22 protein-coding genes, 1 tRNA gene and 2 pseudogenes are annotated in these 18240 nt (G+C 67.4%); 16 read left to right on the top strand and 9 right to left on the bottom strand.

Annotated elements, in window-relative coordinates; all coding sequences use genetic code 11:
* Together FHU13_RS21790 and FHU13_RS21785 are read right to left on the bottom strand one after the other, a co-directional pair.
* Positions 1 to 278, bottom strand: a pseudogene (locus FHU13_RS21790) (hypothetical protein); the annotation flags it as partial.
* Positions 279 to 407: 129 nt separating this feature from the next.
* Entirely contained in the window at positions 408 to 779 is a 372-nt protein-coding gene (locus FHU13_RS21785) for a septal ring lytic transglycosylase RlpA family protein (protein ID WP_183437938.1), read from the bottom strand.
* A 525-nt stretch (positions 780 to 1304) separates the two neighbouring features.
* Between FHU13_RS21785 and FHU13_RS21780 the strand changes: the two genes are divergently transcribed.
* Positions 1305 to 1970, top strand: a complete 666-nt coding sequence (locus FHU13_RS21780; RefSeq protein WP_246714784.1) for a Hint domain-containing protein — start codon at positions 1305 to 1307, stop codon at positions 1968 to 1970.
* A 473-nt stretch (positions 1971 to 2443) separates the two neighbouring features.
* Here FHU13_RS21780 and FHU13_RS21775 read toward each other — a convergent pair whose 3' ends face one another.
* Together FHU13_RS21775 and FHU13_RS21770 are read right to left on the bottom strand one after the other, a co-directional pair.
* Positions 2444 to 2698: a hypothetical protein gene (locus FHU13_RS21775; protein ID WP_183437936.1), complete on the bottom strand. Its 255-nt coding sequence runs from the start codon at positions 2696 to 2698 to the stop codon at positions 2444 to 2446.
* A gap of 10 nt (positions 2699 to 2708) precedes the next feature.
* Positions 2709 to 3854 carry a hypothetical protein gene (locus tag FHU13_RS21770; protein WP_183437935.1) on the bottom strand — a complete coding sequence of 382 codons (1146 nt, stop codon included), beginning with the start codon at positions 3852 to 3854 and terminating at the stop codon, positions 2709 to 2711.
* On the opposite strand from FHU13_RS21770, the gene cas5 reads away from it, so the two are divergent.
* The 3 genes from cas5 to FHU13_RS21755 all read left to right on the top strand — a co-directional run bounded on the left by cas5 (position 3838) and on the right by FHU13_RS21755 (position 4928).
* Positions 3838 to 3942, top strand: coding sequence for a CRISPR-associated protein Cas5 (gene cas5, locus FHU13_RS28605; RefSeq protein ID WP_409518525.1), 105 nt, complete (start codon positions 3838 to 3840; stop codon positions 3940 to 3942). The genes FHU13_RS21770 and cas5 overlap by 17 nt on opposite strands.
* Before the next feature lie 514 nt (positions 3943 to 4456).
* Positions 4457 to 4717, top strand: coding sequence for a type II toxin-antitoxin system HicA family toxin (locus FHU13_RS21760; protein WP_183437933.1), 261 nt, complete (start codon positions 4457 to 4459; stop codon positions 4715 to 4717).
* Positions 4704 to 4928, top strand: coding sequence for a type II toxin-antitoxin system HicB family antitoxin (locus FHU13_RS21755; protein ID WP_183437932.1), 225 nt, complete (start codon positions 4704 to 4706; stop codon positions 4926 to 4928). Before FHU13_RS21760 ends, FHU13_RS21755 begins: the two co-directional genes overlap by 14 nt.
* Before the next feature lie 163 nt (positions 4929 to 5091).
* On the opposite strand, the gene FHU13_RS21750 is transcribed toward FHU13_RS21755, so the two are convergent.
* The 4 genes from FHU13_RS21750 to FHU13_RS28280 all read right to left on the bottom strand — a co-directional run bounded on the left by FHU13_RS21750 (position 5092) and on the right by FHU13_RS28280 (position 8767).
* Positions 5092 to 6054 (bottom strand): hypothetical protein, encoded by a 963-nt coding sequence (locus FHU13_RS21750; protein ID WP_183437931.1) that lies wholly within the window; start codon positions 6052 to 6054, stop codon positions 5092 to 5094.
* Complete coding sequence (locus FHU13_RS21745) at positions 5967 to 6530, bottom strand: hypothetical protein (protein ID WP_183437930.1); 564 nt, start codon at positions 6528 to 6530, stop codon at positions 5967 to 5969. Before FHU13_RS21745 ends, FHU13_RS21750 begins: the two co-directional genes overlap by 88 nt.
* 175 nt (positions 6531 to 6705) lie before the next feature.
* Positions 6706 to 8631 carry a hypothetical protein gene (locus tag FHU13_RS21740; protein ID WP_183437929.1) on the bottom strand — a complete coding sequence of 642 codons (1926 nt, stop codon included), beginning with the start codon at positions 8629 to 8631 and terminating at the stop codon, positions 6706 to 6708.
* Between the two features lie 4 nt (positions 8632 to 8635).
* Positions 8636 to 8767 (bottom strand): hypothetical protein, encoded by a 132-nt coding sequence (locus FHU13_RS28280; RefSeq protein ID WP_281411647.1) that lies wholly within the window; start codon positions 8765 to 8767, stop codon positions 8636 to 8638.
* A 77-nt stretch (positions 8768 to 8844) separates the two neighbouring features.
* On the opposite strand from FHU13_RS28280, the gene FHU13_RS21735 reads away from it, so the two are divergent.
* From FHU13_RS21735 to FHU13_RS21710, 6 genes are read left to right on the top strand one after another with little or no spacing between them, the layout of a single operon-like run.
* Entirely contained in the window at positions 8845 to 9297 is a 453-nt protein-coding gene (locus FHU13_RS21735) for a hypothetical protein (protein ID WP_183437928.1), read from the top strand.
* Complete coding sequence (locus FHU13_RS21730) at positions 9297 to 9725, top strand: hypothetical protein (protein ID WP_183437927.1); 429 nt, start codon at positions 9297 to 9299, stop codon at positions 9723 to 9725. The genes FHU13_RS21735 and FHU13_RS21730 overlap by 1 nt, the downstream gene beginning before the upstream one ends.
* Entirely contained in the window at positions 9722 to 10186 is a 465-nt protein-coding gene (locus FHU13_RS21725; protein ID WP_183437926.1) for a hypothetical protein, read from the top strand. The genes FHU13_RS21730 and FHU13_RS21725 overlap by 4 nt, the downstream gene beginning before the upstream one ends.
* Positions 10176 to 10700, top strand: a complete 525-nt coding sequence (locus FHU13_RS21720) for a phosphohydrolase (protein ID WP_183437925.1) — start codon at positions 10176 to 10178, stop codon at positions 10698 to 10700. The genes FHU13_RS21725 and FHU13_RS21720 overlap by 11 nt, the downstream gene beginning before the upstream one ends.
* Entirely contained in the window at positions 10693 to 10983 is a 291-nt protein-coding gene (locus FHU13_RS21715; RefSeq protein ID WP_183437924.1) for a hypothetical protein, read from the top strand. The genes FHU13_RS21720 and FHU13_RS21715 overlap by 8 nt, the downstream gene beginning before the upstream one ends.
* On the top strand, positions 10973 to 12049 hold the full coding sequence (locus FHU13_RS21710) for a tyrosine-type recombinase/integrase (protein ID WP_183437923.1): 1077 nt from the start codon (positions 10973 to 10975) through the stop codon (positions 12047 to 12049). Before FHU13_RS21715 ends, FHU13_RS21710 begins: the two co-directional genes overlap by 11 nt.
* Before the next feature lie 26 nt (positions 12050 to 12075).
* Here FHU13_RS21710 and FHU13_RS21705 read toward each other — a convergent pair.
* A tRNA-Pro gene (locus FHU13_RS21705) sits at positions 12076 to 12152 on the bottom strand.
* 315 nt (positions 12153 to 12467) lie between these two features.
* Here FHU13_RS21705 and FHU13_RS21700 point away from each other — a divergent pair.
* The 6 genes and pseudogenes from FHU13_RS21700 to FHU13_RS21675 all read left to right on the top strand — a co-directional run bounded on the left by FHU13_RS21700 (position 12468) and on the right by FHU13_RS21675 (position 18158).
* On the top strand, positions 12468 to 13199 hold the full coding sequence (locus FHU13_RS21700; RefSeq protein ID WP_183437922.1) for an autoinducer binding domain-containing protein: 732 nt from the start codon (positions 12468 to 12470) through the stop codon (positions 13197 to 13199).
* 537 nt (positions 13200 to 13736) lie between these two features.
* Positions 13737 to 14372: an acyl-homoserine-lactone synthase gene (locus FHU13_RS21695; RefSeq protein WP_183437921.1), complete on the top strand. Its 636-nt coding sequence runs from the start codon at positions 13737 to 13739 to the stop codon at positions 14370 to 14372.
* Positions 14373 to 14529: 157 nt separating this feature from the next.
* Complete coding sequence (locus FHU13_RS21690) at positions 14530 to 15093, top strand: hypothetical protein (RefSeq protein ID WP_183437920.1); 564 nt, start codon at positions 14530 to 14532, stop codon at positions 15091 to 15093.
* A gap of 49 nt (positions 15094 to 15142) precedes the next feature.
* Positions 15143 to 16521, top strand: a pseudogene (locus FHU13_RS21685) (glycosyltransferase family 4 protein); the annotation flags it as partial.
* A gap of 48 nt (positions 16522 to 16569) precedes the next feature.
* Positions 16570 to 16893, top strand: a complete 324-nt coding sequence (locus FHU13_RS21680; protein WP_183437918.1) for a rhodanese-like domain-containing protein — start codon at positions 16570 to 16572, stop codon at positions 16891 to 16893.
* Positions 16894 to 17012: 119 nt separating this feature from the next.
* Entirely contained in the window at positions 17013 to 18158 is a 1146-nt protein-coding gene (locus FHU13_RS21675) for an efflux RND transporter periplasmic adaptor subunit (RefSeq protein WP_183437917.1), read from the top strand.
* Positions 18159 to 18240 lie beyond the last annotated feature (82 nt).

The following is an 18240-nucleotide window of genomic DNA, read 5'->3' as shown; positions in this document are numbered from 1 at the left end:
GTCTCCCAGGTGAGCTGCACGAAGCCGCGGCCCCAGAAGCCGGTCGGCCCGTAGCTCTTTCCTTTGCCCCGGCCGTATTCCTCGATCGGCTGCATCGTCCGCGCCGTCTCGTGGAAGGTGGTCGCCAGCGCGTACCCGAGCGACGTGGTGCCGAGCACGGACGGCGCGGCGTCGAAGATCGCATCCATGCCGGCGACCTGCGAGGCCGTCAGGCGCCCGCCGAACATGGATGCGCGCACGGCCGCATAGAAGGCGGCGCGGTTCAGGCTCGCGGCCATCGTGGTCTCCAGATTGTGGGGGTGGACTAGTTCTTGACCGCGGCTTGATCCGGCGCCGCCAGACGGCGCGGAAAGCTCACCAGATCAGAGGCTTAGCGAGTGGACTAGATTTGACCGGGTTTCGACCGACTAGGCCGGCGAGGGCCAGAGGCGGGAGACGCGCACCCGGGCGAGCCCGCGATGCGTGATGCCGAGGGCGCGGGCCGCCCCGAACGAGAGATCGATCAGCCGTCCAAGTCGGGGATGCGGCCCGCGATCGTTGACCCGCACATCGACGTGGCGGCCGGTGGCAAGGTCGGTGACACGCACCGGAGTGCCGAGGGGCAGGGTCCAGTGCGCGGCGCCGAGTGCCTCGGGGACGAACGGCTTGCCGTCCGCGCGACGGGAGCCGGACTCGTGTCCGTAGAAGGACGCGGTGCCGGTCCAGTTGGCGCGGGCGGGCGTCACGCCGAGCACGAGGCAAGCGAGAGCGGCCCGCACCGCGAGGCGTTGCAGGAGCATGGTGGGTCCGATTGTTCGATGGTCGACCGCCGCGGGCTGCGGCGTTCAGCTATTCGCCCGACGCTCTCCCAACCAACCCAAGATAGGTGAGTGTGGCTTTTCGGGCATCGACTCCGGCAACCTCAGCGTGCCCTGTTGGCATGAAGAGGCGACCTTGGACTGGAGACGAAGATGGCGCTTATAAATGTTCCATTTACGTTGACTGACACAATGACAAGAGCCGTGCTTGTCCAGGGTGAATTCACAGTTGATCAAAATAACGATCAGGTATCGGCAATAACTGGGACAGTTGGCAATCAATCTATATCCGGTTTATCAAATTACAATTCATCCACCAACACACTCGCAAGAAACTACTCGTTTTATTCTGCGGGCGGCCTGAGGTACACTTACGGCGTTGGAAGCGTGAGTTTTGCTTCTGCTGGCATTGATTACAGTTTGAACGGTCCCGGATCAACACTTCCGACAACGCCTTATCAACCAACGACACTGGTATCAAGTGCAGGACTAAATAATATTGTCAGCATGACAACTGGTCCTTATTTCGAACCTGTCTGCTTCGTTACAGGAACACGCATCCATACGACTCGCGGTGAGATTGCCGTAGAGCGGCTACAGGTCGGCGACTTCGCCGTCACCGCCTCCGGCGCGCTCCGACCTATCGCCTGGATCGGGCATCGAGACTTGGACGGCGACGGCATGGCCCTGCACCATGACCAACAGCCAATCCGCATCCATCCCGGCGCCTTCGGTAACGGCCTGCCGTTCCGCGACCTGTTCCTTTCGCCCGGTCACCCTGTGCTTGTCGGTGCTGATGCAGACAACGCGGGCGGCGTGCTCGTGCCCGTGATGTGCCTGATCAACGGCACCACCGTCACCCGTGAGCCGGTCGCCAGCGTCACCTACTGGCACGTCGAACTCGACAGCCACGACATCCTGCTCGCTGAAGGCCTGCCGGCAGAGAGCTACATCGACGGCGGCGACCGGGCCTTCTTCTCGGAAGCGTCCGATCATGCCCTGCACAACCCGGACTTCGTGGCGCCGGGCTGGAACGGCCGCTGCCGACCTGTCGTAGTGGACGGCCCGCTGGTCGAGGCCGAACGGCTGCGGCTCGACGTGGTGTTCGCCAGCGCCCTGAGCGAGCAGTGCTGCTGGGACGAAGGCACAAGCTTCACCGATCATGCCGCCTAGCGAAGCCGAAGCGCACTAACGACTGCGGACATGATCAGGGCCGGCCGAGCCAAAGGGTAAGAGGCAGTGGAATTCGTGCAGCGGTTCAGTCTTGAGGCGGCGCCCCCCGATCCGGGTTTCCATCTCGTAATCGCGAAGGGTACGGGCGAGCTTCGGCGCTTCTGGATGAACGGTGCCACCCTTAATCTAGTCGCCGCTCGGATCAGGGCCGCGTCGCCACAGTGGGACGGGGACGGCAGGGACGAGACCCCGAAGCGGGGGTTCCCATCGGCCGAAGTGGAGGAGCGAAACGTCGTCGCGAGCGCTCACGTCGAAGCCTATCCAGATTCGCTCCGGCTAAGCCTTGAAAGTGAACGCGGAGCGGATCGGTCCGAATGGACGTCGGCGCAGGGGCTTGCGCTCCTGCGAAGCATCGAGGCCGCACTAGCCGCCGCCGGCTGAGCCTCTTAACCGGCGCGCATCCACGGGCGCCGTCACTGGGCGGGCTTGCCGGTCTCAGCATTCTCCTCGGCCTGATCCGCTCGCTTCTTCTCCGCTTCAAGTTGTGCCCGCAGCGCATAGACTTGGACGAGAGCGGCAGCTTCCCGCTGCTGTGCCTCGCCGATCATGTGGGCGAGCGCCTGTTGCATCGGGTCCGGTGAGGTCTGCCCCTGCCCCGATCCCGGCAGTCCCGCCGCGAATGCCGCGGCAGGAAGGGCGACCATGGCGGCAGCAACAAAGAACTTCATTTGTTTTTCCTCAGTTCATATAGCGCCAAGAGGCACTGTCACAGACGATGGGCCGAGAAACGACCGTTGATCCGGTGCTCACAGTCCCACCAGTGGTCGGAGCATTTGCATCACCAGCGTACAGGAACGCTTGAAGCCCAAGAACGTCGAAGTTGCACGTTGGAAGGCTGGCGACAGAGTTGTACGTGCGTGGCTTGATCCCGCCGTCGAAGGACACGCCGACGTTCCCTCCGCCCGTCACGACATTGGCGCCCATGCAGTTGAAAGGCCCATCGAAGCAGATTCGCTGCGCGGATTTCATGATAAGGGCCGCGGACATCTCAAGCGCCTGCGTCGTGTCGATCCCGAAAAGTTGCTTACCGCCCAGGCTGGCAAAGGTTCGCGCGCTCGAATTGTCGAGGATCGTCGCATCTCGGATGAGGGTGGCGCGAGCGGCTGGGTTACTCAGATCGTCCACGAAGCCCAAGCCGTATTGCATCTGGTTCGGCGTCCACGAGAACGCGATGCCGCTGCCATTGATTGAGGCCGTCGCGAGGGTCTCGTGCGTGATGTATGTGTGTGCCGGGTAATCGACGATCACCGAGCCGCCGGGCAGTACCGCCGGCAGGTTCTTGTTCGACAGCCCCGTGAAGGTGTCGCCGCCGATCTGGCCGGGCATCTGCGCATCACCGAGGGCCGAGAACCGCGCACCCGACACGGTCCCCGTCGATCCGGCTGCGGCAGGCTGCGAGAGCGTGATCGTCGTGCCGTTGATGTCCGTGATCGTCGTGCCGGCCGAGATCCCATTTGCAATCACCGTCATGCCGATGGCGAGACGCACGGAGTTGAAGACCGTCGCCGTGGTCGAGCCGGCGCTGAGCGTGAGGTCCGTGATCGTCTGGAACCGCCCGGCCGGGCTCGAACCCATGTCGTCGAGGCCGCCCTGCAGCAATCCCTGCATCGTCGGGATGACGATCTGCTTGCCAGCCGAGAAGTCGCTCGACGCCGAGGTGCCGCGCCCGCCGACAACCGAGGCCACCGTATCGGGAAAGGTGTTCCAGAGGTAGGAGAAGGCAGCCGAGGCGGATGCGGAGGCCAGTTCCGTCGCGCCCGATCCCGCGCCGCCGAGCGTGCGGCCGTTCATCCGCACCCAACCGGGCATGATCCCGGCGTCCATGCGCCACTTCACGTCACCGGTCGCGGCAATGGCGGTCAGGTCGACCGTTCCGCTCCCGCCGCCGCCGGCCGTTGTCGGCGGCACGTAGCCGAGCCCGTCGTCGCGCCACAAGACGTCCCCATGGGGGCCGAACACCTCCTCGGCGTAGAGCGCCGCCGGCAGGTAGACCCGCGGAAATCGGCCCGTTCCATCCGCCTTCACCGGCTGGGCGAGCGGCTTCGTCAACGCCGCGTCGGAGTAGACTTCGAGAGGCGTTGTGGTGCCGGCCTTGAAGAAGGCGACGCGGGGCACGAGCAGCGGTCGACCCGACGCATCGAGGATCTGCTGTCGCGACTTCGGCCAGGACTCGGCGGCCGATGCAGCGGAGATCAGGCCGAGCGCGAGAGCGAGCGCGGCGGCGAGCGGTTTGAGCATGGGGAGAGCCTGAAACGACGAAGCCCCGCACGGGGGCGGGGCTTGGTCAGGGCCAGCGCGTAGGGCGCGGCACAGTGATCAAATCGCGGGTTTTGCCCGACGGGTCAAGGGGCGATGACTGGCGGCGCGGTAGGAGCGTGCTACAGTGCCGGCATGTCGCGCCGCCTCCCCCGCTTCTCGACCAATCCATGAGCCAAGCCGAGAAGCGCCTCGAAGCGATGCGCCGCAACCCGGTCGGCGATTGGACCATCGCGGATGTGGAGGCGGTCTGCCGCGCGTTCGGCATCGCTTGCCACCCGCCGGCCCGAGGCTCACATTACGACGTGCCGCATCCGAGCCAGCCCGAGATCCTGACGGTGCCGTTCAAGCGGCCCATCCGCCCCGTCTACATCAGGAAGCTCGTCGCCTTCGTGGATCGCGTCAGGGAAGAGACCGATGTTCGTCCGTGACTATTTCGTCGAACTGCACTGGTTGCCTAAATCGGAGGGCGGCGGCTGGCATGTGACCGTGCCGGACCTGCCCGGCTGCATGTCCGATGGCGATACGGTCGAGCAGGCGATGGAGAACGTCGAGGACGCCATCAGCTGCTGGATCGCGGCGGCGGAGCGGTTGGGGCGGGACGTGCCGGGTCCGGCCGCGGTGCACGAGCGGCGGGCGTAGGCGGTGCGGTCGGTCTCCCACCAAGACGTCTTCGCCATCGTCGCGATGCTGCTGTTCGCCCTTGGGATGGGCGTGCTGTGGATCGCGTTGCGCGGATTCGGCGACGACTTCGGGATGGGCTTCGCTGTTGGTGGGATATTCGTCGGCGCCCTCGTGTTCGTGGCTACTGGTTGGCGATCCGGGGCGCCGCGCTGAAGATGCTGATCGCCAGCGGCTCGACAGTCTGCTGAGCTGGTAGCGCCAGCGGCGAGACAGGGACGCTGCCGCCGCTGCGCACGAGGTCACCGAGGTGCTGGATCTGACGGGTGACGCCGCGCTCCGCGATCTTCTTCGCCGCAAGTCCGGCAACCGGGAGCGCTGCCATCGCCGGGTTGGCGACTGTTCCGCTGAGGCCGAGCAAGGCTGTGAGGGCTCCGTTGGTCGGCGAGAACTTCCCCATCAGGCGAAGGGCGTTCTGGACCGACGAGCCGCGCACGATCGCCGACATGGCCGCCTTCTCGGGATCGGTGAAGCCGGCGCGCCGTTTCGGGCTGTCGAGGATGGCCCGGATGTTCTGCCGGATCGCGTTCTCGGTGTTGCCGCCGGCCCCGCTCGTGGCAGCGCGGTTCTCGCCGCGCCCGACAGCATCCTCAATCACCTCGGCCTTGCGCGCCCGGCTCCAGAGGCCGCGCGCCTCGGTCAGGGCGTCGGCGGCGGTTGCGGCGTCGCCTGAGATCAGATCGCCCTGCTTCAGGCCGCCGACGAAGTCGTCAAGCTTGTCGATCATGAGCGAGGCGATCCGCTTCTCGTCGGGCTCGATCGACTTCGCGGCCCCGCCGAGGATGCGGCGCAGCAGCTCGACGTCCTTCCGGGTCGGAGCGGTGCCTACCGCCTCCTCCAGGCGCCCGACGGCCGCCGTCGCCTTCGGGTGGATGGTCCGATCAATGCCCGCCGCCTTCGCGGCTTGGGCGATGTCGTCCACCGCCGCCGCGAACGAGGGCTGAGCGATCTGCACGCCGGCCCCGTCGGCGCGCTGATAGGCGGCGCGGGCGGCATCCTTTAGTTCATCGACGGCGGGGACCGCAGCAGCCGGCTTGATTCTCGACGCGACTGAGGCCGCGACCTTGCCGGCGGCGGCGCCGAGCACGGGGGCAGCGAGGCCGCCGACGGCACCGAAGCCTGCCCCCTTCGCGGTTGCCTCCAGATCCCCACCGCTCCGGGCCGCCCATCGGCCGCCCCGAGCGCGCCGTTGGTCACCATGGAGGTCGCGGCCCGCACCGGCAAGGACGCGGCCGAGATGCCGAACGCGGCGGGCGCGGCAGCGACCAGCGGTGCGGTGCCGAGGACGGCGCCCGCGATCTCGCTGCCGGTGGTGACGTGCGGGTGCGCCTCGGCCGTCGCCTTCGAGTTCGCCTGCACCTGCTCCAGCGTGTCGGCGTAAGACGTCTCGTTGCGCATCGCGCCGATGCCGGCCGCCGCGCGCTCTGCGCCGGACACGATGGCCGGGCCGACGACGGGGATGCCGTTGAGGGCGCCACGCAGGGCTGCGGCGGTCGTTCCGGCATCCTGGCCCTTGGGCGCATCGCCGATCTCGGGCGGCACGGTCCCGTCCGCGAGCGCCATCGGGTGGCGCGCAGGAGGCGGCGCCGGTTCGGCGGCCGGTGCGGCCTTCGCGGGGCGTCAGCCGTGACCCGGAACGCCGATCACGGGCCGTCGAACGGGGCCGGCGCGGCAGTGGGAGCAGCTTCGGGACTCGCCGCCGGCTTGACGCGAAACGCGGCCCAAACATCCTCGGCCATCAGGGCACCCTTCCTTCCGAGCCATCGGGAAGGATCAGGCGCGTCCCGCTCGGGAAGCGCTTCACGATGTCTTCCGGCTTCATGGAGGGCGTCACCTTCACCGGCAGAGAGGGCGGCAAGCCGGAGGCGCGCGGCGCGTCCTTGCCCTCTGCCTTATAGAACGTCCCACCCTTCAGATCCTCAGCACGCCGCTGGTTGAACTCGAGGCGGCGCTGCGCAAGCGCGATGCCACGGTCGAAGATCTTCTGGCGCACCGCGTCGGGCTGCGAGGCCGAGCCCTGGATCTGGAGCAGGATCTTGCGCTCGCCCTCGGTCGGGTTGCCACCGAAGATCGCCTTCAACTGCCCGAGCGCGTTGGAGGAGACGATGTTCTCCATCTCCTGCGTCGCCTCGCCAGCCTCGCTGCCGACCAAGCTCGTCGCGTAGCCGCGGATGCCGGCAGTCGGCCCCACATAGGCTTTCGGGGAGATCGCCTTGGCCTGGTTCAGTGCGTCGACGGCGGTCTGCGCCGAGAGCACCGACTCCTCCGCCTCCATGATCGCCTTCTTGTCGGTCGCCGAAAGCTCCTGATCGCGGCCGATCTTGCTGGTGAGCACGTAGCTCTCGAACTTCGGGGTGCCGGGCTCCAGTCCGAGCCGCTTCGCCTCCTGCTCGCGGGCGGCGACCTGATCGCGGACCTTGTCGCCCTCATCCCGCTCTGCCCGCGGCGCGGTGTAGATCGGCTGGCGCGTCACCGGGTCCAGCACGGTCGTTCCAGCTGGGACGTTCAAGAGCTTCGAGCTGTCCTTGTCCGGCGCCGCGTACAGCACCTCACCGGTAGCCGTGTCGACGAGATTGTTGCCGACGGTCGCAGTGTTGCGCTTGGCCTGCCCGATTGGGAGGATCTGGCCGTTGCGGGTGTTCACCCAGGCGGACTGCCCGTTGACCTCCTTCAGGTCCCAACCGGCGTCCTGTCCCTTGAGCAACTGCCCGAAGATCTGCCCGGTCATGGCGCGGGTGCTCGGGTTGCGCCACGCGGCGTTGAGCGCGGTCTGGAGCTCCGGCGTCATGCGGGTGGCGGCGCCGGCTGGGAAGCCGGGGAAGGCCTGCGACGGCGCGGCGGCCGCGTCGCCACCCTGAGGCACAACGAAGCCCGCAGGCTTCGCGCTGGCCGCGGGAAGGTTGGCGGCGTCGGGTTCGGCCGAGGCGACCTGCGCCGGGGCTTCCGTGGCCGCGCCGCCGAGGCGGGCGAGATACTCGCGCGTTGAGCCGAGGCGGGCCGCGAACTCACCGCCGGGCCGGTTGTAACCCGCGAACTTCCACGCCCGCGCCATCAGTTGGTTGGCTTCCTCCGGGCTCTTGGCGTTCTGGAGGGCGAGCGTCAGTTCGGGGCTTTCCGTGAGGGCGAAGGTCGCCTGCGCCGCGACCGGATCCTTGGCCCCGGCCGTCAGACGCCGCATGTTGGCGAAGCGGTCGCCGCGCCATGACAGGATGCCGCCCGAGGTGCCGGGCTGTCCGCTCTCGCTCGGATCGGACCACGACCCGGTGATATTGCCGGGCTTGTACCCGCTCTCACGGCCGGCATAGGCCGCCATCGCGGCGAGGCCGTAGGGGTTCGTCAGGCCGCCAGACTTCAGGGCGTCGACGAAGCGGGTCTCGATCTCGCCGCCGTTGCCAGGAACGCGCATCGGGGCGCCACCGCCGCCAGCGAACGAGGGGAGGGCCGCAGGTGTGCTGGACGGTGCGACGGGAGCCACCGCCCCGCCTGCCGGCGCACCCAGCCCGGTCGCCGGCACTGCCGCACCGCCGCCCTTGTAGGCGTTCATCAGGTTCGAGATCAGCGTCGGCGCCTCCTCCTCCTGCGCCTGCTTGCGGGCATCGGAATAGGCGCCGCCGAAGGCATCGCCGAGGCCCGACACCATCTGGAAGACGGTCGCACCGTTCATCGCGTCACCCGAAAATCGAGAAGGCAGAGGACATGTTGCTGCCGATGTTGCTCAGCGCGGCCGGGTTGCCCGACATGGCGCCAATGCCCTTTGCGAGCAGGTTCGCGCCGCCCATCAGAGCGCCGAACCGGTTCACGCCGCCCGCGAATGCCGGAAGCTGACTGCGGAGATCCGCCGGCAGAAGGCCGTCGACGCTCGCCTCGGGAGCGCCGCATGAGCGCCCTCGGCATCTACTGCGCCGATTGCGGCACCGAGTGCGAGCGGGTCACCGGTCGCGAGGCTGGCGCCCGCGAGCCCGATCGGATTGACGCCCAGGTCTGGGCCTGCCCGTTCTGCCCCGATGCGTGGGCTCCGAGCGCGGCCGACGGTTCGGCGGTCGGGCTTCCGGCCGGCGAGGAGACCCGCAACGCTCGCGCCCTGCTGCGCGAGCGCCAGGTCGAGCGGCTGATCAGCGAGGCCCTGCGCCACTGCCCGAACGGTCGCCCCATCGCCGAGGAGCGCGTCGCGTCCTTCCTCGCGCACGAACTGCATCTGCCGACCGACGAGGCGGCGATCGACCGCCTCAACATCGAATGGTGCCGCAGCGCGTGGCTCGCCCTGAAGGGCGCCTCCTACGCCGACGTCGTGCGGCACGCCCAGACCTATCGCCCGAGGAAGGCCGCCTGATGGTCGCATACAGCTTCAAGAAGCGGTTCGGCCCGCCGATCCTCGCCGGCACGAAGGCGCAGACGATCCGCGCCGACCGCATGCGCCATGCCCGGCAGGGCGAGGAGCTTCAGCTCTACACCGGCATGCGGACGAAGCACTGCCGGCTCCTCGGCCAGCCGACCTGCCTCTCCGTCATGCCGGTGCGCCTGTGCTTCTCCGAGCGCAGCGCAACCGAGCTTTTCGAGGTGGGCGGCGAACTGCTGAGCCCGGCCCGAATGGACGACTTCGCTCGCGCCGACGGCTTCGAGAGCGTCGAGGACATGGCCCGGTTTTGGTGGGCCGAGCACCCGCCGGAGGAGGGCGACCGCATCGCCTTCGAGGGCGTGCTGATCCGCTGGCAGCCGCTCATCGCTGCAACGACCCCCGACGTTGGAGCCACATCATGACGCACGATCTATTCAACTTCAGCTACCTAAGGCGGAAACAGCTCTGCTGGTTATTCGAACTTAGCGCCAATCATTTCGTCTGCACGCCAAACGACTTTACAGACTTTGATTCTCACGTGGGGAGCACTCAGCACAAAGGTATTTGGGACGGAATTAGCATCAAGCAACGTCACCTTGACGCCACTGCTCGAAATATCATGGACGAAACAACATGCCGAGGTGTGCTCGTCCAACGTGATCGATCCTTTTTCGTTCAAGAGACGGCGCGGCTCAGACCGGCGGTCTTCAACGTAATTCATCTCAGCGCCTTTCGAATTGACTCTCAATCACAGGGACGTCGAAACAACGCCCGAACGCAATCGCTCAAATTGATCGCATCCCTGCCGAGTTGTGAGGCTGAGACGAAACGCTGCGCCGCCGTCATCGCCCAGGCAGAACAGGGGGTTTCCCATGGCGCCTGACAAGAACCTCGCCGCGAGTGCCGAAGCCTTTGCCCGCCGCCTCCACGCCGGCCAGGTCGACAAGGGCGGCGCGCCCTACACCGGACATCTCGGGCGCGTCGCAGCTCGCGCCCGCGCGCACGCCGAGGCGATGGGACTGCCGGGCCAGCACGCCGAATGGTGCCAGCAGGTCGGCTGGCTGCACGACACGATCGAGGACACCAACGTGACCGCCGACGGCCTACTCGACGCCGGGTTCGATCCGGCCGTCGTGCAGGCTGTCGAGTTGCTTACCCGGCCAAAGGGGAAGCCCTACCTCGAATGCGCCGCGGCCATCATCGCCAGCGGCGACCGGCTCGCGATGATCGTGAAGCTCTCCGACAACGAGGACAACCTCGACCCGGCGCGTTCCCTGCCGGCAGCCTCGTCGGAGCACGGACTGCGGTATCGGCGCTCAGCGGAGATGCTGCGCGGTGCGCTAGGCCGAGCCGCCCCGACCCAATCCACCACCACCGCACGAGGCCGAGATGCGTAGCGCCAGCACCACCGGCGGCACCGGGGGCAAGGGCGGATCGACGAGGCTGCCTGCCAACATCGCCCCTCGATGCCTGACGCGCGCCCAGGCGGCCGAGTACTGCGGCTGCGACACGGTCGAGGCGTTCGACGGCTGGGTGCGCAAGGGGATCGTGCCGGGCCCGATCGTCGGCACGCACCGATGGGACCGGCGCGCCATCGACCGCGCGCTTGATCGCCGCTCGGGCCTGCTCTCTGATGCGACCCAGTCAATCGACGAGGGGCTGGCCGAAAATGCGAGTTAGGCTGCGGGGCATCAACACCGTCCGCGCGAAGCTCGCGGACGGAACGGTGAAGGTCTACCACTACCACCGCGCAGCCGGCACCAAGCTCGTCGGCGAGCCCGGCACGCCCGAGTTCATCCGCTCGTTTCAGGATGCGGTCCGCAGTAGCGCCCTGGCGCGCAGCGACGGCACCGTCGAGTGGTTGATCCGGCAGTACCGGGAATCGCGCGCCTGGACCGAACTTGTCGCCAAGACGCGAGAGAGCGCCGCCTATGACCTGAAGGCGTGCGAGGAGCGGTGGGGCTCGACGCTGCTGACCATCGTCGAGAACCCGCGCAGCCGACCGGCCTTCCTGAAGTGGCACGACAAGCTTGCCGAGAAGCATCCTAAGGCGGCCGACGCGAAGCTCGGGCGACTGGCGCGGGTGTTCGCGTGGGGCGTTGATCGCGGCCACATCCGGCACAATCCGGTCGCCAGCTTCGAGCGCGCCTACTGCTCAGACCGAGCCGAAATGATCTGGATGCCGGAGCACGTAGCCGCGTTCGAGGCGGTCGCGTCTCCCGAGATCCGGCTCGCGATGATGCTCGCCCTTCACACCGGCCAGCGGCAGGTCGATCTCCTGACGCTGCCGTGGTCCGCCTGGGACGGCACGGCGGTGACGGTGCGCAGCCAGAGCAAGAGCCGTCGCCTCGTCTACGTGCCGGCAACGCGCGCCCTGAAGGCAGCGCTCGACGCGGCACCGCGGCGTGCCACCACAATCCTTGTCGCGCCGCGCGGCACGGCTTGGCGCAAGCGGTACTTTCATGAGCTGTGGAGCGAGGCGTTCGCGGCGGCGAAGATCACCGACGACCTCCACTTCCACGACCTGCGCGGCACGGCGGTGACGATGCTGGCGGAAGCGGGCTGCACGGTGCCGGAAATCGCGACCATCACCGGCCACTCGCAGGCGCACGCCCAGAAGATTTTGGACCGCTATCTCGCCCGAACGCGGACGCTGGCCGAATCGGCTATCGCGAAGCTCGACGAACACCGCCGGAACAGGAGCTTGCAAAACGCTCTGCAAAACGGCGGAGGGGCGAAAGGCTGAGGGGGCCTTAAGTCGTTGAGAAATAATGGTCGGAGTGGCCGGACTTGAACCGACGACCCCCTGTCCCCCAGACAGGTGCGCTACCGGGCTGCGCTACACTCCGAAACCCTTGCGGGGCTCGCGGCTCATAGCGGTCCGCTTCGGGCAGCGCAACCCCTTCCGCGCGCCTCGGAGGACAAAGCGCGCGCCGCCAAGCAAATGGTGTGCACGAAGGTGCATCTTTCCCCGGAAGTTGACCCGGCGCATTGTTTGATCGCACTGCATCAAGCACGACGGCAGACAGGACGACGCACCGGATGTTCGTGTCGGGCGCCTCGCACGACTCGCGCCGTTGCAACCTAAGAGAAAGTTTTGGCTGCCCTTCTCTAGCGCGGCTGAGCGACCTATCGTAGAGTGAGAGCGATGTTTTTGCCCGGCCATGTCTAGAAAATCACTCGACCTGACGTTGGAAATCCTCAAGTCGCTCGATCGAGCCCATTCGCGTGAGGATATCTTGCGAGCCATCATGCCGCGGCTGAACGCGCTGGGCATCGAATACGTCATTTCGGCCATGATACCGCAGAAGCGTCTTCCGGCGCGAACACAGAAGAACTACATCATTTTGGAGAATACGTCCGACGAGTGGAACCGGCTCTACTTCTCGAAGGGCTACATGTACACGGACCCGATCGTGCAGACGACCCTGTCCAGCACGACTGGCTTTCGTTGGTCGGAGATCGAGCCGGCGGGCGTGCTCGACCCCCGCTCGCGGCAGGTGATGAACGAGGCCGGCGAGTTCGGACTCAGCGACGGCTTCACCGTGCCGCTCGCGACGCTCGAGGAGGAGCGCGGCGGCCTGACCTTCGCGGGTCGGCAGCTCGATATCAGCCCGGGACAGCGCGGGATGCTGACTCTGCTCGCCTCCTATGTGGTCGGACAGACGCTGCTCATCGACAACGGACCCAGCGAGCGCCGAATGGGGCTGACCCCGCGTGAGCGCGAGAGCCTGCAATGGGTCGCCGAGGGCAAGACCGATTGGGAGATCGGCGAGTTGATGGGTATCTCCCGGCACGGCGTCGATTTCCACCTGCGCTCCGCCCGGATGAAGCTCGGCTGCATCTCGCGCACTCAGGCGGTTGCCGAGGGCTTCCGGCGCGGGCTGATCATCTGACCGGTTCCGGCCGCATCGCAATGCCGCCGGCCGCTCGCTCGACGAGCGATGACTCTCACCAGTCCCGATGAGCTCCTCACAAGCGTCAGCTGCGGCTCGATCGAGGTACCGCGCTTGGCACGGAGCGAAGCGCGTCCGCCCGGCAGGCGATCGCCAGCTTTCGGAAAAGACAATGCAAAATTGAATGTCTGGCGCATCCTCCCCCATGCGATATCCAGAACGCCCGTCGGTTCGGTGAGGTCGTCCGTCCGCGTTTGCGGCTGCGCCGACCAGGGAGGACGATCGCGCGTGGTCCATCTCGTCCGTTGGCAGAAGCCAATTCGAGCGTCGATGGACAACTTCTGTATTGTTTTCGACATACAATCCAAGATAGAGACATCGTCGGCACGACTCTTAGAATGCCGGCGCAAGCGCTCAGGACCGGTAAACCCTCCCGCACCGTGAAAGCCTCTTTGAACGAAAACCTACGGGTTCTCGTAGTGCCGCCGCACGACTGAATTTGGGACGAACACCTCGGCTTTCTGGAGAGGTGTTCCGATGATTCACGTCGTGACCGCGGAGAACATGCAGGACTATGCCGATGCCCTGGACCAAGCCTTCCGCCTGAGGCACCGGGTCTTCGTCGAGGAACTGGGCTGGTCCAATCTCGCCCGCCCCGACCGGCGCGAGATCGACGAGTTCGACGACGAGCACGCCGTCCACCTGCTCGCTCTCGATGAGAGCGAGGCTGTTATCGGCTACTCCCGCCTGCTGCCGACGACCCGGCCCTACCTGCTGCCGATGGTGCTGCCGCAGCTCTGCGAGGGGACGGCTCCGTCGGGCGCGCACATCGTCGAATGGGGCCGCATCTGCGTCGCTGAATGCGCGCGGACCTCGGGCCGGCGGCTCAATCCGACGGCACTGGCGCTGATGACGGCGATCGTCGAGTGGGGCCTGCCGCGGGGGATCACCAGCTTCATCTCCGAGATGCCGACGAGCTGGATCCTGCGCCTCCTCCAACTGCATCTGCGCGCCATCCCCCTCGGGCTGCCGCACGAGATCGAGGGCGAGGAGATCGTCGCGGTCGAAGCGGCCTTCGACGGCCGGTCGCTGCGTCAACTCCAGAACAAGCGCGGCGACATCCGCTCCGTGCTCGCTCCGCCGCGCTCCAGCCTCGCCCGCCTCGCCTCCTGACGAACCACGCGACGGATGCGCGGCATCCGTCGCCGAACCACGGTGCCGCGGCCCGGCCGCCGCAGCACCGAAAGAACACCATCAGCCTGACGCATCACGCGCGGGGAGTAATACAGTGAAACGCAGACGCAGTGACGCCCGGTGCAGAACGGCCCCGGTGCTCGTCCGAACGCTGGCGAAATCCGCGATCGTCGGAACCTGGGAATGGGATCCGGCGACCGGGCATTTCCTCCTCGACGAGGGAGCCGCCGAACTCATGGCGGGCGATGTCGGCCTGGCCGGGCACCCCCTGCGCAGCGAGCGGGCAACAGCCGGCCTCGATGCGTCGGAGGCCGCCCGTTTCCTCGGAGACGTTAGGCATGCCGCCGAGCAGGAGGACGACGTCGCGATCGATCTCTGGGTCGCATCCTCGTCCGGTCCCGCGCGCCACGTTCTGTGCCGCGGCCGGATCCACCGGAATGCGCGGCAACAGCCCGTTCGCGGGGAGGGGACTTTGGTCGAGCGCGCCGATCCCGGCGCCGGGACGCGGACCCTGCGGGAATTGCAGAGTGCGGCCGTAGCCGAAGCCATCGACGAGGCCGCCGAACTCCTCATCGCGGCACGCCGGGCGATCGATGCGACCGGCAAGCCCCGGCTGCGCCAGCTCGTGGACGTCCTCCTGCTGGAGGTCGCAAGGGAAATCGCGAGCCACAGCGGCGCGACCGAGCCTCCGCCCCATTAGGCTGAAGACGGGGATCGGCGCCGGTCGCCAGGGTGACTGGATCCGGTCTATGCAGCGGCCCATGCAAGCCTGCCTCGCCATCGACCTGACCCGCCTCATCACCCGGCTGCGCCACGCTAGTCCCACCGGCATCGACCGGGTCGATCTCGCCTATGCCCGGCACATCCTGTCCGGAGGCGCGGAGGGCACGCGCTTCGGGCTCGTCTCGACGGCACTGGGTCCGCGCGTTCTCGACCGGGACACCGCACGCGGCATCGTCGAGGCGGTCGCCGCGGGCTGGGTCGAGGACGTGACGGCCGAAGGTGATCCGGTCTTTCGGGCGCTCGCGGCGTCTCTCGCTGTCGATCTTGCCGCCGATGATCGTCTGCCGCGGAGGGCACGCAAGCACCGGGGGGAAGGGGGGCTCGACCGACGCCGTCTCCAGGCGGAGACCGCCCTGCGGGTGCTGCGCTCCGGCGGCATCGAGCGCCTGCCCGAGGGCACAATCTACCTGCACACCTCGCATCTGCGGCTCGACCGGCCCGAACGCTTCGATTGGCTCTACACCCGGCGCGACGCGCGGGCGGTCTTCTTCGTCCACGACTTGATCCCGATCTCCCACCCGGAATACGGCCGCCCGGGAGAGGCGGAGCGCCACGCCGCGCGGATGGAGACCGTCGCGCGTCACGCCGCGCACGTGCTCGTCAATTCGGGCGACGTCGGTGCCCGCTTCACGGACTACGCGCTCCGGAGGGGTCTGGGCGCCAAACCGGTGACGGTGGCTCCGCTCGGCGTCGAGCCTGTCTTCTCGGATGGCGCCGGCGCGGCGGGCCTGTCGGGGCTCGCGCGGCCGGCCTTCCTCGTCTGCGGTACGATTGAGCCGCGCAAGAACCACCTTCTGCTGCTCAACCTCTGGCGCGATCTCGCCGGGCGCTTGGGCCAAGCGACGCCGCGGCTCATCGTGGTCGGACGTCGTGGCTGGGAGATCGAGAACGTCGCCGACATGCTCGACCGCTGCGCGGCCATCCGCCCCCACGTGAGCGAGGTTGTCGGCCTGTCCACCCACGGCCTCGCGGCGCTGATGCGCGGCGCCACCGCCCTGCTGATGCCCTCCTTCATCGAAGGCTACGGTCTGCCGGTGGTCGAGGCCGCGGCGAGCGGCCTTCCGGTCGTGGCCTCCGATATCCCGGTCCACCGCGAGATCGGCGGACGCTTCGCCCACTTCCTCGATCCGCTGGATGGACCGGGCTGGACGCGGGCCATCGAGGCCCTGAGCGAACCGGGCTCCCGGCTTCGGACGGATCTGGCGGGCCGCCTCGCCGGTTACGAACCGCCGAGTTGGGCCGCCCATTTCGAACGCGTCGATGCGGCGCTCGCCAACTTGCCGGCCGCGACCGTGCCGATGTTGCGCCGCGCGGGCGAGAGGACTTAAGACATCCCCACCCGCTTCAATCCGCCCCCTTCAGCGGCGGCCCCTCTCTGGAAAGATCGGTTGCGATGAAGGTGGTCGACCTCGACCGCGAGACGGTCAAGCAGGGCTTGGCGAACGGCTCGCTGCTGCTCATCGACGTGCGCGAGGATCACGAATTCGCCCGCGGGCGCATTCCCGGCTCGATCTCGCACCCGCTCTCGACATTCGATCCCGCGGCCCTCAAAGCGCTGATCGAGGCGGATGGGCGCCGGCCGGTCTTCTCCTGCGCCTCGGGCGTCCGCTCGATCCACGCGATCGCTGCGGCGCAGCAGTCCGGGCTCGATGTGAGCGAGCATTATGCAGGCGCCTTCAAGGATTGGTACGGCGCGGGTGAGCCGGTTGAAGCGTAGATCAGGCACGCCTGCGTTGCAGAGCGTCTGACTGTTCCTCTCGAAAAAGGCCGTCATGTGCGCGAGCGCACGCCCCACACTCGGTTGCGGGGACTAGGCCGCGCCATGCAGGGAACCGAATGATGCGTAGCCTTAGGCCTCTACTTCTCGCCACACCGCTGATCGCCTCCGCGCTGCTGGGTGCCGGGCCGGCCGGCGCGCAGATGCCGGGCGCTCCGCCTCCGGGCGTGACCGTCGCCAAGCCGGTGGTGCGGGAGATCATCGAGCAGGACCAGTATACCGGCCGCTTCGACCCGATCGAATTCGTCGAGGTCCGCGCCCGCGTGACCGGCTATCTCGACAAGATCATGTTCCAGGACGGCGCGAACGTGAAGAAGGGCGAGGTGCTCTTCATCATCGACCGTCGGCCCTACAAGGCGGCTTTGGAGCAGGCCCAGGCCGCGCTGGTCTCGGCCAAGGCGCGTCTCTCCTTCACGCAGACCGACCTGGAGCGTGCGCAGGTTCTCTCGCGCGGCGGCAACATCTCCGAGCAGGTCACCGACCAGCGCCGTCAGGCTTCGCAGACCGCTCAAGCCGATGTGGACAGCGCGGAAGCGGCGCTGCGCAACGCTCAGCTCAACTACGACTTCACGGAAGTGAAGTCGCCGATCAACGGACGGATCAGCCAGCGCCTCGTCACCGAGGGCAACATCGTCAGCACCGACCAGACGATTCTGGCCCGGATCGTCTCGCTCGATCCGATCTATTTCGGCTTCAACGTCGATGAGCGCTCGTTCCTGAAGTATCAGGGCTCGCTCGGCATCGGCATGGGTCAGATGCAGCGGGGCAAGGGCGCCCCGGTGCAGATCGCCCTCTCCGGCGAAGAGAAGCCGACCCGCAAGGGCACGCTCGACTTCGTCGACAACCGGGTCGACTACCAGACCGGCACGATGCTCCTGCGCGCCACCGTCGAGAACCCGGACGGGTTCATCAAGCCGGGCCTGTTCGGCATCGTCGCCATGCCCGCGACCAAGCCGTTCCAGGGCATCCTGATTCCCGACGAGGCGGTCTCGGCCAACCAGGACAAGCGCATCGTCTACGTGCTCGGCGAGGGCGACAAGGTCGCGGCCCGGACCGTGAAGCTCGGGCCGATCGTCGATGGCTACCGCGTGGTCCGCGACGGCCTCAAGGGCGATGAGCTGGTGGTCGTCAATGGCGTCGCCAAGGTCCGCCCGGGCGCGCAGGTGAAGCCCGAGACGATCGAGCTACCGCCGACGAAGAAGTGAGACCGCGCTGACGCCGCCCCGCCGCGGGGCGAGGCGGAACGCGGAAAGTAGAGATTCGAGCGCCGACGCTCCCGGACCGACC

It is taken from the genome of Methylobacterium sp. R2-1 (assembly GCF_014191355.1).
Classification (GTDB): Bacteria; Pseudomonadota; Alphaproteobacteria; order Rhizobiales; family Beijerinckiaceae; genus Methylobacterium.
This window is presented reverse-complemented; position numbering and strand designations above follow the sequence as displayed.

Coding starts and splice junctions, on each gene's coding strand:
- FHU13_RS21715 (WP_183437924.1), top strand. CDS start 10,693: ATGCGTAGCGCCAGCACCACCGGCGGCACCGGGGGCAAGGGCGGATCG.
- FHU13_RS21780 (WP_246714784.1), top strand. CDS start 1,305: ATGACAACTGGTCCTTATTTCGAACCTGTCTGCTTCGTTACAGGAACA.
- FHU13_RS21675 (WP_183437917.1), top strand. CDS start 17,013: ATGATGCGTAGCCTTAGGCCTCTACTTCTCGCCACACCGCTGATCGCC.
- FHU13_RS21735 (WP_183437928.1), top strand. CDS start 8,845: ATGAGCGCCCTCGGCATCTACTGCGCCGATTGCGGCACCGAGTGCGAG.
- FHU13_RS21695 (WP_183437921.1), top strand. CDS start 13,737: ATGATTCACGTCGTGACCGCGGAGAACATGCAGGACTATGCCGATGCC.
- FHU13_RS21775 (WP_183437936.1), bottom strand. CDS start 2,698: ATGAAGTTCTTTGTTGCTGCCGCCATGGTCGCCCTTCCTGCCGCGGCA.
- FHU13_RS21700 (WP_183437922.1), top strand. CDS start 12,468: ATGTCTAGAAAATCACTCGACCTGACGTTGGAAATCCTCAAGTCGCTC.
- FHU13_RS21770 (WP_183437935.1), bottom strand. CDS start 3,854: ATGGACGCCGGGATCATGCCCGGTTGGGTGCGGATGAACGGCCGCACG.
- FHU13_RS21710 (WP_183437923.1), top strand. CDS start 10,973: ATGCGAGTTAGGCTGCGGGGCATCAACACCGTCCGCGCGAAGCTCGCG.
- cas5 (WP_409518525.1), top strand. CDS start 3,838: ATGATCCCGGCGTCCATGCGCCACTTCACGTCACCGGTCGCGGCAATG.
- FHU13_RS21680 (WP_183437918.1), top strand. CDS start 16,570: ATGAAGGTGGTCGACCTCGACCGCGAGACGGTCAAGCAGGGCTTGGCG.
- FHU13_RS21720 (WP_183437925.1), top strand. CDS start 10,176: ATGGCGCCTGACAAGAACCTCGCCGCGAGTGCCGAAGCCTTTGCCCGC.
- FHU13_RS21740 (WP_183437929.1), bottom strand. CDS start 8,631: ATGAACGGTGCGACCGTCTTCCAGATGGTGTCGGGCCTCGGCGATGCC.
- FHU13_RS21725 (WP_183437926.1), top strand. CDS start 9,722: ATGACGCACGATCTATTCAACTTCAGCTACCTAAGGCGGAAACAGCTC.
- FHU13_RS21755 (WP_183437932.1), top strand. CDS start 4,704: ATGTTCGTCCGTGACTATTTCGTCGAACTGCACTGGTTGCCTAAATCG.
- FHU13_RS21785 (WP_183437938.1), bottom strand. CDS start 779: ATGCTCCTGCAACGCCTCGCGGTGCGGGCCGCTCTCGCTTGCCTCGTG.
- FHU13_RS21745 (WP_183437930.1), bottom strand. CDS start 6,530: ATGGCGCTCGCGGACGGGACCGTGCCGCCCGAGATCGGCGATGCGCCC.
- FHU13_RS21760 (WP_183437933.1), top strand. CDS start 4,457: ATGAGCCAAGCCGAGAAGCGCCTCGAAGCGATGCGCCGCAACCCGGTC.
- FHU13_RS21730 (WP_183437927.1), top strand. CDS start 9,297: ATGGTCGCATACAGCTTCAAGAAGCGGTTCGGCCCGCCGATCCTCGCC.